The 15,369-nt window shown below is 38.0% G+C and carries 14 protein-coding genes and 2 tRNA genes; 5 read left to right on the top strand and 11 right to left on the bottom strand.

The features are described from left to right. Positions 1-193 precede the first annotated feature (193 nt). The 3 genes from ME5_RS05810 to folE all read right to left on the bottom strand — a co-directional run bounded on the left by ME5_RS05810 (position 194) and on the right by folE (position 1,498). Positions 194-278, bottom strand: a tRNA-Leu gene (locus ME5_RS05810). A gap of 176 nt (positions 279-454) precedes the next feature. Continuing rightward, a complete protein-coding gene (gene hisI, locus ME5_RS05805; RefSeq protein WP_008039274.1) occupies positions 455-832 on the bottom strand; it encodes a phosphoribosyl-AMP cyclohydrolase in 378 nt (125 codons plus the stop codon). Positions 833-874: 42 nt separating this feature from the next. Further along, entirely contained in the window at positions 875-1,498 is a 624-nt protein-coding gene (gene folE, locus ME5_RS05800) for a GTP cyclohydrolase I FolE (RefSeq protein ID WP_008039273.1), read from the bottom strand. Positions 1,499-1,616: 118 nt separating this feature from the next. On the opposite strand from folE, the gene ME5_RS05795 reads away from it, so the two are divergent. The 3 genes from ME5_RS05795 to thrS all read left to right on the top strand — a co-directional run bounded on the left by ME5_RS05795 (position 1,617) and on the right by thrS (position 4,488). Next, positions 1,617-2,051, top strand: a complete 435-nt coding sequence (locus ME5_RS05795; RefSeq protein WP_008039271.1) for an iron-sulfur cluster assembly scaffold protein — start codon at positions 1,617-1,619, stop codon at positions 2,049-2,051. Beyond that, positions 2,048-2,389, top strand: a complete 342-nt coding sequence (yidD, locus tag ME5_RS05790; protein ID WP_008039269.1) for a membrane protein insertion efficiency factor YidD — start codon at positions 2,048-2,050, stop codon at positions 2,387-2,389. Before ME5_RS05795 ends, yidD begins: the two co-directional genes overlap by 4 nt. A 122-nt stretch (positions 2,390-2,511) precedes the next feature. Next, complete coding sequence (gene thrS, locus ME5_RS05785; RefSeq protein ID WP_008039266.1) at positions 2,512-4,488, top strand: threonine--tRNA ligase; 1,977 nt, start codon at positions 2,512-2,514, stop codon at positions 4,486-4,488. A 101-nt stretch (positions 4,489-4,589) separates the two neighbouring features. On the opposite strand, the gene ME5_RS05780 is transcribed toward thrS, so the two are convergent. The 6 genes from ME5_RS05780 to ME5_RS05755 form a co-directional block, all read right to left on the bottom strand. Beyond that, positions 4,590-5,021, bottom strand: coding sequence for a DUF2155 domain-containing protein (locus tag ME5_RS05780; protein WP_008039265.1), 432 nt, complete (start codon positions 5,019-5,021; stop codon positions 4,590-4,592). 117 nt (positions 5,022-5,138) lie between these two features. Then, complete coding sequence (locus ME5_RS05775) at positions 5,139-5,534, bottom strand: NADH:ubiquinone oxidoreductase subunit NDUFA12 (protein ID WP_008039263.1); 396 nt, start codon at positions 5,532-5,534, stop codon at positions 5,139-5,141. 117 nt (positions 5,535-5,651) lie between these two features. Then, entirely contained in the window at positions 5,652-6,140 is a 489-nt protein-coding gene (locus ME5_RS05770) for a GNAT family N-acetyltransferase (protein WP_008039261.1), read from the bottom strand. Positions 6,141-6,143: 3 nt separating this feature from the next. Continuing rightward, the gene (gene gatB, locus ME5_RS05765; protein WP_008039260.1) at positions 6,144-7,643 is read right to left on the bottom strand and encodes an Asp-tRNA(Asn)/Glu-tRNA(Gln) amidotransferase subunit GatB; all 1,500 of its coding nucleotides are present in this window, start codon (positions 7,641-7,643) and stop codon (positions 6,144-6,146) included. A 164-nt stretch (positions 7,644-7,807) separates the two neighbouring features. After that, the gene (tig, locus tag ME5_RS05760) at positions 7,808-9,250 is read right to left on the bottom strand and encodes a trigger factor (RefSeq protein ID WP_008039255.1); all 1,443 of its coding nucleotides are present in this window, start codon (positions 9,248-9,250) and stop codon (positions 7,808-7,810) included. A gap of 156 nt (positions 9,251-9,406) precedes the next feature. After that, a tRNA-Leu gene (locus tag ME5_RS05755) sits at positions 9,407-9,489 on the bottom strand. Between the two features lie 508 nt (positions 9,490-9,997). Between ME5_RS05755 and trmFO the strand changes: the two genes are divergently transcribed. After that, positions 9,998-11,401, top strand: coding sequence for a methylenetetrahydrofolate--tRNA-(uracil(54)-C(5))-methyltransferase (FADH(2)-oxidizing) TrmFO (trmFO, locus tag ME5_RS05750; protein WP_008039254.1), 1,404 nt, complete (start codon positions 9,998-10,000; stop codon positions 11,399-11,401). Then, on the top strand, positions 11,398-12,072 hold the full coding sequence (locus ME5_RS05745) for an HAD family hydrolase (protein WP_008039253.1): 675 nt from the start codon (positions 11,398-11,400) through the stop codon (positions 12,070-12,072). Before trmFO ends, ME5_RS05745 begins: the two co-directional genes overlap by 4 nt. 204 nt (positions 12,073-12,276) lie before the next feature. Here ME5_RS05745 and ME5_RS05740 read toward each other — a convergent pair whose 3' ends face one another. Beyond that, entirely contained in the window at positions 12,277-12,555 is a 279-nt protein-coding gene (locus ME5_RS05740; RefSeq protein WP_008039252.1) for an HU family DNA-binding protein, read from the bottom strand. 235 nt (positions 12,556-12,790) lie between these two features. Next, positions 12,791-15,214, bottom strand: a complete 2,424-nt coding sequence (gene lon / locus ME5_RS05735; protein ID WP_008039251.1) for an endopeptidase La — start codon at positions 15,212-15,214, stop codon at positions 12,791-12,793. Between the last annotated feature and the right edge of the window lie 155 nt (positions 15,215-15,369).

Here is a 15,369-nt window from a genome sequence, read left to right as displayed (position 1 = left end):
TTCGACTCATTTTTAAAATTCGTCAAAATCCTATATATGTGAAAGTGCCTTGCACTAAACTCTATCCGTAAATAATTTTTTGATATGATTACAATATGTACTGATCACCTCGAACATATTATAGGAAGATTTTTGTTTTGATCTATATAAATAAAAAACAAGGCAAATATAAAACAAAGAATTACAAAATAAATGGTGCGGTCGAGAAGACTCGAACTTCCACGGGTTGCCCCACAGCGACCTCAACGCTGCGCGTCTACCAATTCCGCCACGACCGCACGTGGTAGAAGCTGAAATAATCAGCTTGCGGCATGTAACAAATCAATGCTGACGAAACAAGTCTTTTTCGCCTTTTTTTACGTTTTTTTATTCAAGACGCTATTTCAATTTTATGGATAAGCATAATACATTCAAAAACGCTATAATTGTACTTTTAAAATATTTTGTGCATCCTTCAGCTTTTAAAAAAAAGTTTTTTTTGTTGATCCATACGCCGATAAAAACAACTTTTACGTCCTGTATGGCAAGTAGGACCTGATCCTCGAACTTTAACTTTTAGCCAAAGTGCATCTTGATCACAATCAACACGTATCTCTTCAATATCTTGAAAATTTCCAGATGTTTCACCTTTTTTCCAAAGGGTATTTCGTGAACGTGACCAATAATGTGCAATACCCGTTTTAAGTGTTTGGTTCAAAGCCTGTTCATTCATATAGGCAACCATAAGAACTTCAAGAGTATCTGCATCACTTACAACAGCAACAATAAGACCATTTGCATCAAAGCGAGGGGAAAAAACTGCCCCCTCTTCGCACTTGATATTATTATTCATAATGCACCTTCATCACTCTCTCACTCAATTTCAGAAAAAATATTACTTAAAACCGCGCAACATTGTCATGAAGTCCGCTTGTAAATGGAACTCAGTTTCATAAACACCACGAAAAGTTGCCGTTAAAGTTGTTGAACCTTGTTTTTGAACCCCTCGCATTGCCATACACATGTGTTCCGCTTCAATCAAAACAGCAACCCCACGTGGTTTAAGATAATTCATTAAAGCATCAGCAATTTGTGCAGTAATTGTTTCTTGGGTCTGCAAACGTCTAGCAAAAACATCGACGACACGTGGAATTTTTGATAGTCCAACAACTTGTCCATTTGGAAGGTATGCAACATGTGCTTTACCAATGATTGGCACCATATGATGCTCACAATGTGAATAAAATGGAATATCGCGGATCAGTACTGGATCATTATAGCCAGAAACCTCTTCAAAAACAGTGCCCAAAATATCTTTTGCTGATTGCCGATATCCTGCAAAAAGTTCGTCATAAGCTTTTGTCACACGTTTGGGCGTATCTTTCAAACCTTCTCGATCAGGATTTTCACCTGCCCAACGTAATAAAACACGGACAGCTTCTTCAGCTTCTTCGCGTGTTGGTTTGTTCCTATCACTATCATCTGATAAAATTGCTGCATTTGTCACAACAGGCTGCATTGAAAACTCCAATTTTATATCAAACACTCTTGGTGCTTGAATTCACCTTACTTATATAAACATAGTAGTTGAGAATCAAACATGTTTCAAAAAACTATTCACGTTTCGGACTGAATTTATGATTGATGAGATTTATAACAAAAAAATTCTTGAATATGCGGCGTGTATTGAAAAAGTCGGACGCCTAGTTAACCCTGATGCAACCTCAACGAAATCTTCACGTTTATGCGGCTCTACAGTTACAGTTGATTTGAATATCTCACAGGGTAAAGTGAGTGATTTTTCTCATGAAGTGCGTGCATGTGCTTTAGGTCAAGCCTCATCAGCCCTTATGGCTAAGCATATTATTGGATTATCAACAAATGAGCTTAAGAATTTACGCGATACCATTTGGCTTATGTTGACTGAGAATGGAACGCCACCTAGTGGTACATTTTCTGAATTTGCGTGCTTACAACCCATTAAAGATTATAAAGCACGTCATGCTTCAACAATGCTGACCTTTGACGCAGTGGTTGATTGTCTCTCACAAATTGAAATGTCGCATAAATGATCGCAAAACGTCTAAAACCAAATAGAAATTATTTGGGACCTTGGAAAAAAACACCGGGGCGCATTATTGGTACAAGTTTAGTCAGGTTTTATCAACTCACTCTTTCAAGCTTTATTGGCAATCATTGTCGTCATTTACCAACCTGTTCTGAATATACTTACGAGGCCATAGCGCGCTTTGGCCTTTGGAGTGGATTTTGGATTGGTTTATTTCGTATATTACGCTGTGGTCCGTTTGGTACGCATGGTTATGATCCATTACCCGAAAAACTTGCCAAAACCATGCATTGGTACACTCCATGGCGATATTGGAAAATAGCAATAAAAAAAAGAGATTAATACTTTTATTTTATTTAAAATGAATTTAAAAGAACGCAAAATGTCGCCTTTTTTTTAAAACATAAAGGCAAATGAAACACCCACCCGCATTAGTTGGCGGGACTGGATAAAAGGAGCTTTTCATGCCTTCAACTCTCTCTCTTTCTTTTCCCGATGGTTCAAAGCGTGATTACCCTGCGCATATCACAGGTTTAGAACTGGCCGAATCAATCTCAAAATCGCTTGCTAAAAAAGCTCTTGCTTTAAATATTGATGGAGTGGTCCAAGATTTATCGGATCCGATAAGCCAATCTGGTCATGTTGAAATAATCACACGCGATGATCCACGTGCTGTTGAACTTATTCGTCATGATTGCGCACATGTTCTTGCAGAAGCTGTACAAGAGCTTTTTCCTGGAACACAAGTCACGATTGGTCCCGTCATTGAAAACGGATTTTACTATGATTTTGCGCGAAACCAACCCTTTACACTTGATGATCTTGCTGTAATTGAAAAAAAAATGAGTGAAATTATTCAACGCAATAAACCTTTTACAAAAGAGATATGGTCGCGCGAAGAAGCAAAAAAAATATTTGCTGAAAAAGGAGAGCTTTATAAAGTTGAATTGGTTGATGCTATTCCTGAAGATCAAGATGTCAAAATTTATTATCAAGGTGACTGGTTTGATTTATGTCGTGGACCCCACATGCAATCCACAGGACAAATTGGAACTGCATTTAAACTTATGAAAGTTGCTGGAGCCTATTGGCGTGGTGATTCTAACAATCCAATGCTGACACGTATTTATGGCACTGCATTTGCTCATGAAAGTGATTTAAAAGCTTATTTGCATATGCTTGAAGAAGCAGAAAAACGTGACCATAGACGTCTTGGAAGGGAAATGGATCTTTTTCATTTTCAAGAAGAAGGACCAGGCGTGGTGTTTTGGCACGCAAAAGGCTGGAAAATGTTTCAAAACTTGGTCAGCTATATGCGTCGCCGTCTTGATGATCATGGTTATTCTGAAGTGAATGCACCGCAAGTTTTGGATAAATCGCTTTGGGAAATTTCAGGTCACTGGGGTTGGTATAAAGACAATATGTTTAAAGTCACACCAGCTGGTGATGAAACGAATGATGAACGGGTTTATGCTTTAAAACCGATGAATTGCCCAGGGCATGTTCAAATTTTTAAACATGGACTCAAATCTTATCGTGATCTTCCCATTAAAATGGCTGAATTTGGTGCTGTCCATCGCTATGAGCCTTCAGGTTCTTTGCATGGTTTAATGCGTGTGCGCGGATTTACGCAAGATGATGCGCATATTTTTTGTACTGATGAACAATTAGCAGATGAATGTTTACGCATTAATGATCTTATTTTAAGCACTTATGCCGATTTTGGCTTTGATCATATTACAGTTAAATTATCGACACGTCCTGAAAAACGCGTAGGGTCAGATGCATTATGGGATCGAGCAGAAACTGTTATGGCTGACGTTTTAAAAACAATTGAATCACAATCAAATGGGCGTATTAAAACCGACATACTTCCAGGTGAAGGTGCATTTTATGGTCCAAAATTTGAATATACACTGAAAGATGCCATTGGTCGTGAATGGCAATGCGGAACGACACAAGTTGATTTTAATCTTCCCGAACGTTTTGGCGCTTTTTACATTGATAAAGACTCTGAAAAACAGCAACCAGTTATGATTCATCGCGCCATCTGCGGTTCGATGGAACGTTTTCTAGGAATTTTGATTGAAAACTTTTCTGGTCATATGCCGCTGTGGTTTGCCCCACAACAAGTTGTTATTGCAACAATCACAGCAGAAGCTGAAGATTACGCCAAAACAGTTGCAAAACGTCTTAAAGCTGTAGGATTAGTCGCCACTATTGATGCGCGTAACGAAAAAATCAACTATAAGGTTCGTGAACATTCACTTCAAAAAATACCTATTATATTGGTCTGCGGAAAAAGAGAAGCTGAAGAAAACTCAGTTAATATGCGACGTCTCGGCAGCCAAGATCAAACATCTCTTTCATTAGATGCAGCTATAGAACTCTTAAAAGACGAAGCAACACCACCTGATTTGCATCGCTTAATGACTGCATAAAAGGCTTTGCTGTTCGACGATTTATAAAAATTGTCGAACAGATCTCTCTCACTTTTTTCTAATCCGAAAAGTCCTGTTAAATTTTTTTAAAAATAAAAATTTTATTGAGGAGCTGGAATATCAGAAGTTTGTTTGCAATTTTTCAACCACACATCATAAATCGGATGTTCAACAGCATTTAATCCTGGACTGTCTGCAAACATCCAGCCTGTAAAAATCCGTTGAATTTTTTTATCCAAAGTGATTTCATTGACTTCAACAAAACCATCTGTACGAGTGGCTTCATCTTCCGAACTTGAATAGCAAACACGCGGTGTTACTTGTAATGCACCAAATTGATAAGTTTCACCAATATAAACATCAAAACTTGTAATACGGCCCGTGATTTTATCCAATCCCGAAAAAACAGCGATAGGATTACTGATCCGACTGACAGTCTGCCCATAAGAATAGGGAGCATATAAAGCATAAAATGAAACCGCTGACAAAAATAAGAATTTAGTAATATTAAGCGGTTTTGTAAAAGTTATCATACTGATTTTGAACTTTATAAAGTAATAGAGTGCGTTAAACAAAAAAAACCTAAAGATGAAATGTGGCAAGATAGAGATCTCACTCATCATCATTTTATAGTTGGCATTAACTTATTATTATTCAGGTGTCCAAGCGTCATAATCGCCACTAACACGAGGTCTTTCACCATGATTAGCGATTGCCCCTTTAGGCTTATACGCTTCATCAGTTCCTGTTAAATTTGGAAGATGTGGTTTTTCCCATTCACGTTTTGCATAAAAGTCTTCAGGTGGTGGTGTATCCGTTCTATGGTGAATCCATCCATGCCAACCCGGTGGAATCATCGATGCTTCAGAATAATTTTTATAAATAACCCAACGGCGAGGATATCCATCTTTATGAAGTTTACCCTCATAATAAATATTGCCAAATTGGTCTTCACCCACGCGTTTTCCCTTGCGCCACGTAAAAAACCTTGTGTTTATCGTGTTACCATTCCACCAGGTAAATGTTTGCTTGAAAAAGCCAGCCATTTTTTTGCTCCTCTTCTTAGTTCATAAGAACTAAGTGATAAATGCTTTTTAGTTATGCCGTTACCAAAAGGCAAAGGCAAGCAATAAATCTTATTATAAAAACACTTCTTATATTCATCAAAACAAAGTCTTTTCCATAACGAGATCATTTTCAGGTTTGTTTTGAGCGAGTTTGTTAAGCTCTTTATATCCTTGTGCGATAAAAAAATCTTTTGCATTATTATTATTTTGATGGAGATGAACACGTAATTTTCGTGCTGATGGAAATGCTTCTTCGATCTCTATTAATAAACGCTGTCCAAGACCTTGTTTTTGACTTTCAGGTTTTACACAAAGCTGAAATAGCATTGCAATATCTGAATCCCCCTTAATTGCACCTTGCACAGCATAAGCTACACCATGGATTTCCTCACCATCATCTGCAACGACATATTCACAAAATGGACGCGTAAGACATTTGTTTATAAGTTCAGTTGTATAATTTTCACGCAATCTTTGTTCAACCATATCTTTTCCAATAAGAGCATCATATGAAGCGTGTAAAGTTTCGCGTATTAGATTACAAATTGCATCAATATCGTCTTTAGATGCCGTGCGTATCCACATCGTTTATTCAATCCCAAGTTTCGATTTTACCAGTTCATTTACTGTTTGCGGATTTGCTTTTCCGCCAGTTGTTTTCATGACTTGCCCAACAAACCATCCTGCTAAAGATGGTTTTTCCTTTGCCAAAGTCACCTTATCAGGGTTTAACTGAATAACTTCATCGACAGCTCTTTCTATTGCTGCAGTATCCGTCACCTGTTTCATTCCGCGTTCTTCAACCAGTTTTGCAGGATCGCCTCCTTCATTCCAGACAATCTCAAATAAATCTTTAGCGATCTTACCTGAAATAGTTCCCTCTTTAATAAGATCAATAATGCTGCCAAGTTGATCTGCAGATATTGGTGATTGGCGAATATCTAAACCTGCTTTATTTAACGCTCCTAAAAGATCATTGATCACCCAATTCGATGCAAGCTTTCCATCTCGATTATGGGCAACCTTTTCAAAATAATCAGCGATAGCTTTTTCTGTAATGAGGATAGACGCGTCATAAGTTGTAAGGCCCATATCCTTAATGAAGCGATTTTTAATTTGATCAGGCAATTCTGGTAGATCTGCAATCAAAGTATCAACAAAAGCTTGGTCAAACTCTAAAGGCAATAAATCTGGATCTGGAAAATAACGATAATCATGTGCTTCTTCTTTAGAACGCATCGATCGCGTTTCACCTTTTGCCGCATCAAACAAACGCGTTTCTTGATCAATCTGTCCACCATCTTCTAAAACGGCGATCTGACGACGTGCCTCATACTCAATTGCTTGACCAACGAAACGAATAGAATTGACATTTTTTATTTCGCAGCGTGTTCCAAAGGTCTCCCCAGGACGACGCACAGAAACATTAACATCTGCACGCATGGAGCCTTCATCCATATTGCCGTCGCATGTTCCCAAATAGCGCATAATTGTTCTAAGTTTATTAAGATAAGCTTTTGCTTCATCTGAAGATCGAAGATCGGGTTTAGACACAATTTCCATAAGCGCCACACCTGATCGATTAAGATCAACAAATGACATTGATGGATGTTGATCGTGCATTGATTTTCCAGCATCTTGCTCAAGATGCAAACGCTCAATCCCTATCTCTACATCTTCAAACTGACCTTTTTTATCTGGGCCAACGGAAATGGTAATCTTACCTTCACCAACGATTGGATATTTAAATTGGGATATTTGATATCCCTGCGGTAGATCTGGATAAAAATAATTTTTACGATCAAAAACCGATGTTAAATTTATTTGCGCATTTAATCCGAGACCTGTTTTAACAGCTTGTCTAACACATTCCATATTGATAACGGGTAACATGCCTGGCATTGCTGCATCAATGAGAGAGACATTATTATTCGGTTCTGCTCCAAATTGTGTTGATGCACCCGAAAATAATTTCGACTGAGATGTTACTTGTGCATGCACCTCTAAACCAATAATGACTTCCCAGTCGCCTGTTGCCCCCGGTATAAAACGTTTCGATTCAGCTATACGGTTATCGATGATCGTCATTGCTCATCCATTATCACTATTAACGTTGACTCTTGGCTAATCTAAACAAAAGACAAGTGCAAGCAAAGAGTGAAAAAACAAACAAAAAAGCCCGGAAAAAACCGGGCTTTTTTTAAGAAACAATTTAAATGTAAACATAAAAGCATTAAATTTTAGTGTACTTATTATGATTTTTCTTCACTGTCTGATTTTTCAATCGTCTTTTTTTTAGTTGAAGATTTGCTTGCCGTTTTTTTCTTTTTAGAGCTTGATTTTAAGGAAGAACTATCCTCTTCGCTTTCTTTTGCCAACTCTTCAGCCGTTACTTTTTTATCAGTAACATTTACTTGGCCAAGCAAATGATCAACGACCTTTTCTTCAAAAATAGGTGCACGTAAATTAGCGACCGCATCTGGCGTTTTACGGAAAAATTCCATAATTTCTTTTTCCTGACCTGGATATTGGCGCACTTGATCAAAAACTGCACGTTGCAATTCATCTTCTGTCACTTCAATACCTGCTTTTTCACCAATTTGTGAAAGCACAAGCCCTAAACGTACGCGGCGTTCAGCAAGTTTACGATATTCATCACGCGCTTCTTCTTCTGTTGTATCTTCATCTTCAAAAGTGCGTCCTGCCTGTTCAAGCTCACTACCAATTTGCGCCCAAATATTATTAAATTCAACGTCAACCAATCTTTCAGGTGTTTCAAAAGTATAGTCACCATCCAAAGCATCTAAGATTTGACGTTTTACTTTTTGACGCGTCAATGAACCATACTGGCTTTCGACTTGTTGACGAACAACTTCACGCAATTTTTCAAGCGATTCAAGTCCAAGCTTTTTTGCAGCCTCATCATCGATTGTTATAGCATCAGCTTTCGCTACATCTTTCACCTCAATATCGAAGGTCGCATCTTTTCCTGCCAAATGTTCAGCCCCGTAATTATCAGGAAATTTGACATTGATAGTTGTTTTATCGCCTGCTTCGACACCGACCAACTGCTCTTCAAAACCTGGAATAAACTGATTAGAACCTAGAACCAATTGTGCATCATTTGCCGCACCACCATCAAATGCGATTCCATCAACTTTTCCAAGATAATCAATCGTTACGCGATCACCATTATCAGCTTTTCCCTGTTTTGTTGAATAGCTACGACTTGATTCAAGAATACGTTCAATTTGCTGATCAATTTCCGATTCTTCTACATCAACAACTTCACGTGTCACAGAAATTCCAGATACATCTTTAATATCAAATTTAGGAAGAACTTCATATTTTAAAGTAAATTCAAAATCAGCTTTACCACCAAGCACCTGCTCAGCTAATGCTTCATCTTCGCTCATATCAATTTGCGGTTGAGTGGCTGAACGCTCATTACGTTCAGCCAAAACGGAACGAGGCGAATCATTAATGATTTCATTAATAATTTCAGCCATGAAAGACTTACCATACATTTTACGCAAATGGCCTGCAGGAACTTTACCTGGACGAAAACCATTCAGTTTGACTTTATCTTTCGCATCATCAAGACGTTCAACCAATTTGGCTTCCAGATCCTTTGCTGGAACAACGACTTTAATTTCGCGCTTCAAACCTTCATTCAGCGTCTCTGTAACCTGCATCGAACAACCTTCATTTTCTTTGGGGCAAAGGACGTACTTTACCGAATAACAATCCCTGTATTTAATGCATTATAACCTAATGCACATACAGATGAAGCGGAACTTCGCTCAATGCAAAATCCCGCAAAAAACACATTGCATAGAATACTTTTGCTGTGGTGCGGATGGAGGGACTCGAACCCCCACGGTCTCCCGCCAGAACCTAAATCTGGTGCGTCTACCAATTTCGCCACATCCGCCTAAAACTTTTATAAAGTGTAAGAGCAAACCTATACAAGCGGCGTTTCTATACCATTCAATTTCCATCAATCAAAGGAAAAAAACATTTCAATATACGATTTGTATAATTTTTTTCTTTTGGCACAAAAACACCCTTAATATATGCTTTTTTTAAACTACAGTGAAGATTTTAAAGATAAGTTAAAATTTAAAAAGCCTATTTTTTGCTTATAAATCGTCAAAGCAAAATAAAAATATAAAAATGTATAGCTCGTCCAATGCCATTTTTAAAGAATAAGTGATTCTTTTTTTGTATTGTCATTCGCCTTGTTCTTTGCAATTTTTTTAATTAAACCAATCATAGAGAACGTAAAACAAATTGATATGCTTAACGCCATCACATACAATTGTGATAAATTGTTCTTTTTTAACGAATCAAACCTTTTTATCAACAGTTTGTCTAAACCAAATTTTCACCGTAAGGTGAAGGTCTGTTTATTCCACTATAATTAAGCATAAAGATAAAAAATGACATCACTTACTTCACATCCCATCCATATAATTGGCGGAGGACTTGCAGGCAGTGAAGCTGCATGGCAATTGGCACAAGCCCATATACCCGTTATTGTGCATGAAATGCGCCCAATGACCGCAACTGATGCGCACAAAACCCAATATCTTGGTGAGCTTGTTTGCTCCAACTCGTTTCGGTCTGATGATGCTTCAAGCAATGCGGTTGGTGTTTTGCATGCTGAAATGCGTCTTGCAAATTCAATTATTATGGCCTCAGCTGATGCTCATCAAGTTCCTGCTGGCGGCGCTCTTGCCGTTGATCGTGATGGATTCGCACATGCGGTAACGCAAGCGCTTGAAAACCATCCTCTCATAACAATAAAAAGAGATGAAATTTTTGATCTACCACCTGAAGATTGGGGACAGATCATTATCGCAACTGGCCCCTTAACATCACCCACATTAGCGCAAGCAATTACAACAATTAGCGGACGCGATTCATTGGCTTTTTTTGATGCGATTGCCCCCATCATTCATACAGATAGTATTAATATGGATATATGTTGGTTTCAATCTCGTTATGACAAAATTGGGCCTGGTGGCACAGGTAAAGACTATATAAATTGTCCACTTGATAAAGATCAATATGATCGTTTTGTTCAAGCTTTAATCGATGGCGATAAGACTGAGTTTAAAGAGTTTGAAAAAACACCTTATTTCGACGGTTGTCTTCCTATTGAGGTGATGGCAGAACGCGGCATGGAAACATTGCGGCATGGCCCGATGAAGCCAATGGGCTTAACAAATTCGCATAACCGCGATGTGAAACCTTATGCGGTCGTACAATTGCGTCAGGATAATGCACTTGGCACACTTTATAATATGGTCGGTTTTCAAACAAAATTAAAATATAGTGAACAAGTAAACGTTTTTAGAACAATCCCTGGATTAGAAAATGCTGAATTTGCACGACTAGGTGGGTTGCATAGAAACACTTATTTGAATTCTCCCCAATTATTAAATGAAACATTACAATTAAAAAATATACCTCGTTTTCGTTTTGCAGGCCAAATTACCGGATGTGAAGGATATGTTGAATCCGCTGCTATCGGACTTCTTGCTGGGCGTTTTACTGCAGATCAATATAAAAATATAGACACACGATTACCTCCTCAAACAACCGCGTTTGGCGCCCTTTTAAATTATATTACAGGCGGGCATCTGAGCGCTGAAGAAACAGGAAAACGATCTTTTCAACCCATGAACATTAATTTTGGTCTTTTCCCGCCTGTTGAAATAAAAAAAATTCCAGGTCAACGACTCCGTGGAAAAGAAAAAACAATAGCCAAAAAGAAAGCTCTTGCAGAACGCGCTTTAAATGATTGTCACCAATGGTTAAGCGACGGGAATATAAAATGAACCTTTCCCCTATTATTGTCTTCGATCTTGACGGGACACTCGTTGATTCAGCGCCAGATCTTCTCGACAGTTTAAATTTTTGTCTACAAAAGGAAGGTTTAACACAATATGATCCTCAAGATATAAGGCGTCTTGTCGGTATGGGCGGACGCATTATGATAGAACGCGCCCTCACCTTTCAAAACATTGCGATCACTGAAGATCGCATAGATAAGCTTTTGCAGAATTTTCTACAACATTATGAGAACACGATGCCAGGAAAAACTAAGTTTTTCGATGGTGTTGATGCATGCCTTGATCGTTTAAAAGACGCGGGCTTTGAGCTAGCTGTCTGTACAAATAAACATGAAAAACTAGCGCGTCATCTTCTCAATGGCATGGAACAAATAGGTCGCTTTTCCATCATTACGGGAGGTGACAGCTTTTCTTTTCGAAAACCTGATCCACGACACATTCTTAAAACAATTGAATTCGCACAAGGTGACTTAAACAGCGCAATTATGATTGGAGATAGCCGTGCAGATATTTTGGCAGCTCAAGGTGCAGATATACCTGTTATAGCGGTTGATTTTGGTTATACAGATCAACCTGTGCAAACATTTCACCCGACCAAAGTTATCAGTCATTTTGATGAGTTAACTGTAAACTTAATTACAGAATGTTTGAATTAAAGCCAATATTGTTTATTAAAATATTTTAAATATATATTGTTTCATCTTCAAAGATAATGATGAAACAAGAAGTACATGTAATGTGCAAAACTTGATATAGAGACTTTTAAAAAACATATTCATTTTAAAAGCACATATTTTTAAAAAGAAAATCAATAAAATTTAAATGAAAGTCTGGTTATATAACCAGACTTTCATAAGTTATTATTTATTGTTTACAGCTTCTTTCAGACCTTTACCGGCTGAAAATTTTGGTACATTACGTGCTGGAATGTTAATTTCAGCACCTGTAGAAGGGTTACGACCTTTTGTTGCAGCACGATGTGAAACTTCAAAAGAACCAAAACCAGGAAGACGAACATCTCCACCGCTTTTCAAAGCCTCAGATACAGAAGCAATAAAGGCGTCAACTGCAGCTGCAGCTTGTGTTTTAGAGATTCCAGCTTTTTCAGCTACGGAGCCGACCAATTCGTTTTTATTCATTGGATATTTCCTTTCTCTGTGTTACCGGACAACACAACTTAACCGGTTGAGCGTGAGTTTATTGAAAACTATGGCAAACAGAAGTCTTAAAATGCTTGGAAACGTCGATTTTCTAGCGAAAAACAGAGTTATTCACCACAAATTGCCCTTTTTTTTCTATAAAAAAACAAACCTTATAAAAAAAGGCGGCTTTTGCCGCCTTTTTTAGCTGATTAAATTAAATTATGAAAGTGATTCAATGTGCTATTGAACCCAAATTTTCATCTTCTCCAACATTTGTTGTTGCCACAGAAGAAGACGGTTCAACCCATTCGATAGCTTCTGGATGGCTCAACAAAGCATGTTCTAAAACTTCACTTGCATAACGCACAGGCACAATTTCCAAATTATTTTTCACATTATCTGGAATATCAACTAAATCCTTCGCATTTTCCTCAGGGATCAGCACTTTTTTAATGCCTCCTCTCAATGCAGCCAAAAGTTTTTCCTTCAAACCACCAATTGGTAGGACGCGACCACGTAATGTGATCTCACCTGTCATGGCAATGTCTTTATGAACGGGTATACCGGTCAAAACAGAAACAATAGCCGTAACCATTGCTGTTCCTGCTGAAGGACCATCTTTTGGTGTTGCACCTTCGGGAACGTGCACGTGAATATCACGCTTTTCAAAAAGAGGCGGCTCAATGCCAAAATCTACCGCACGTGAACGCACATAAGAGGCTGCTGCTGAAATGGACTCTTTCATGACATCACGCAGATTTCCTGTTACCGTCATTTTACCTTTTCCTGGCATCATGACACCTTCAATAGTCAAGAGTTCACCACCCACTTCAGTCCAAGCAAGTCCAGTAACAACCCCGACCTGATCCTCACCTTCAATTTCACCATAGCGGAAACGTTTCACACCAAGAAAATCTTCAATATTATTTTCATCGACAGAAACAGTTTTTTCACCTGTTTTCAAAATATGCGTTACAGCTTTACGCGCTAATTTCATCAATTCGCGCTCAAGACTACGCACACCAGCTTCACGTGTATAATGTTGAATGATTGACATTATAGCACCATCACTGACACTAAATTCACTTTTTGACAGAGAATGCTCTTTCACTGCTTTAGGCAATAAATGACGTTTTACAATTTCCATTTTTTCATCAGCTGTATAGCCAGCAATGCGAATAATTTCCATACGATCCATCAAAGGACCTGGAATATTCAATGTATTTGCAGTCGTCACGAACATGACATCCGACAAATCATAACCAACTTCAAGATAATGATCGACAAAACTATTATTTTGTTCAGGATCCAACACTTCAAGCAAAGCAGAAGCTGGATCTCCTCTAAAATCTTGTCCCATTTTGTCAATCTCATCAAGAAGAAAAAGTGGATTACTTTTTTTCGCTTTCTTCATAGATTGAATAATTTTACCTGGCATCGATCCAATATATGTCCGACGATGTCCCCGAATTTCAGCTTCATCACGAACACCACCAAGTGACATACGAACATATTCACGACCTGTTGCTTTTGCAATTGAACGTGCAAGAGACGTTTTACCTACGCCGGGAGGACCAACAAGACAAATGATTGGACCTTTGATTTTTGATGCACGACTTTGAACTGCCAAATATTCAATAATACGTTCTTTAACTTTATCGAGTCCAAAATGATCATCATCCATAACAGTTTCAGCATAATGAAGATCATTTTTGATTTTCGATTTCTTTCCCCATGGTATGGTCAACAACCAATCAAGGTAATTACGAACAACTGTTGCTTCAGCAGACATAGGAGGCATATTACGAAGTTTTTTCAACTCCGCTTCGGCTTTTTCTGTTGCCTCTTTTGAAAGCTTTGTCTTTTTTACGCGCTCTTCTAGCTCCGAAAGCTCATTCTTGCCATCTTCACCTTCTCCAAGTTCTTTTTGAATAGCTTTCATTTGCTCATTCAAATAATATTCTCTTTGTGTTTTTTCCATTTGCCGTTTAACCCGCGAACGAATGCGTTTTTCCACTTGCAAAACAGAAATTTCACCTTCCATGAAGGAAAGAGCTTTTTCAAAACGCTCACGAATAGACAACAAACTTAATATTTCTTGCTTTTCAGAAAGTTTGATCGACAAATGATAGGCCACTGTATCAGCAAGCCTTGACGGTTCATCAATTTGCTTCACTGTAGCGGCAATTTCTGGAGCAATTTTTTTATTTAATTTAACATAATTTTCAAATCCAGATGCAACAGCACGTGACAAAGCTTCTACTTCAACAGCATCATCTTCTGGTTCATCAAGTATTTCTATATTTGCTTGATGATAATTTTCATTCTCAGTAAAGGCAGTTATTTTGGCGCGTTTCGCTCCCTCAACCAATACTTTCACAGTACCATCAGGCAATTTTAGCAATTGTAAAACATTTGCCAATGTTCCAATCTCATAAATGTCATGAGCTTTAGGATCATCATCTGAAGCATTTTTTTGAGTAGCAAGTAAAATTTGCTTATCTTGTACCATTGCCTCTTCAAGTGCACGTATGGATTTTTCACGACCAACAAAAAGTGGTACAATTATATGCGGAAAGACAACAATATCACGAAGCGGCAAGACAGCATAAAGCCCATTATTCCCGCCTATTGTCTTCTCATTATCATGTTGCATTATATTTCCTTTCTGGAGCCTATGGCTCAATTGCCACACGAACACCCCCATGATTTAGCAAGTGATCGCGTACAAAAGGATTAAGTGGTTATTGTAAATGAATAAATCAAGAGAATGCTATTTATCATTATTTAAAGAGCAAATTTTTATTTACT

Origin of the sequence: Bartonella tamiae Th239 (genome assembly GCF_000278275.1) — a bacterium.
Lineage (GTDB): Bacteria > Pseudomonadota > Alphaproteobacteria > Rhizobiales > Rhizobiaceae > Bartonella > Bartonella tamiae.
This window is presented reverse-complemented; position numbering and strand designations above follow the sequence as displayed.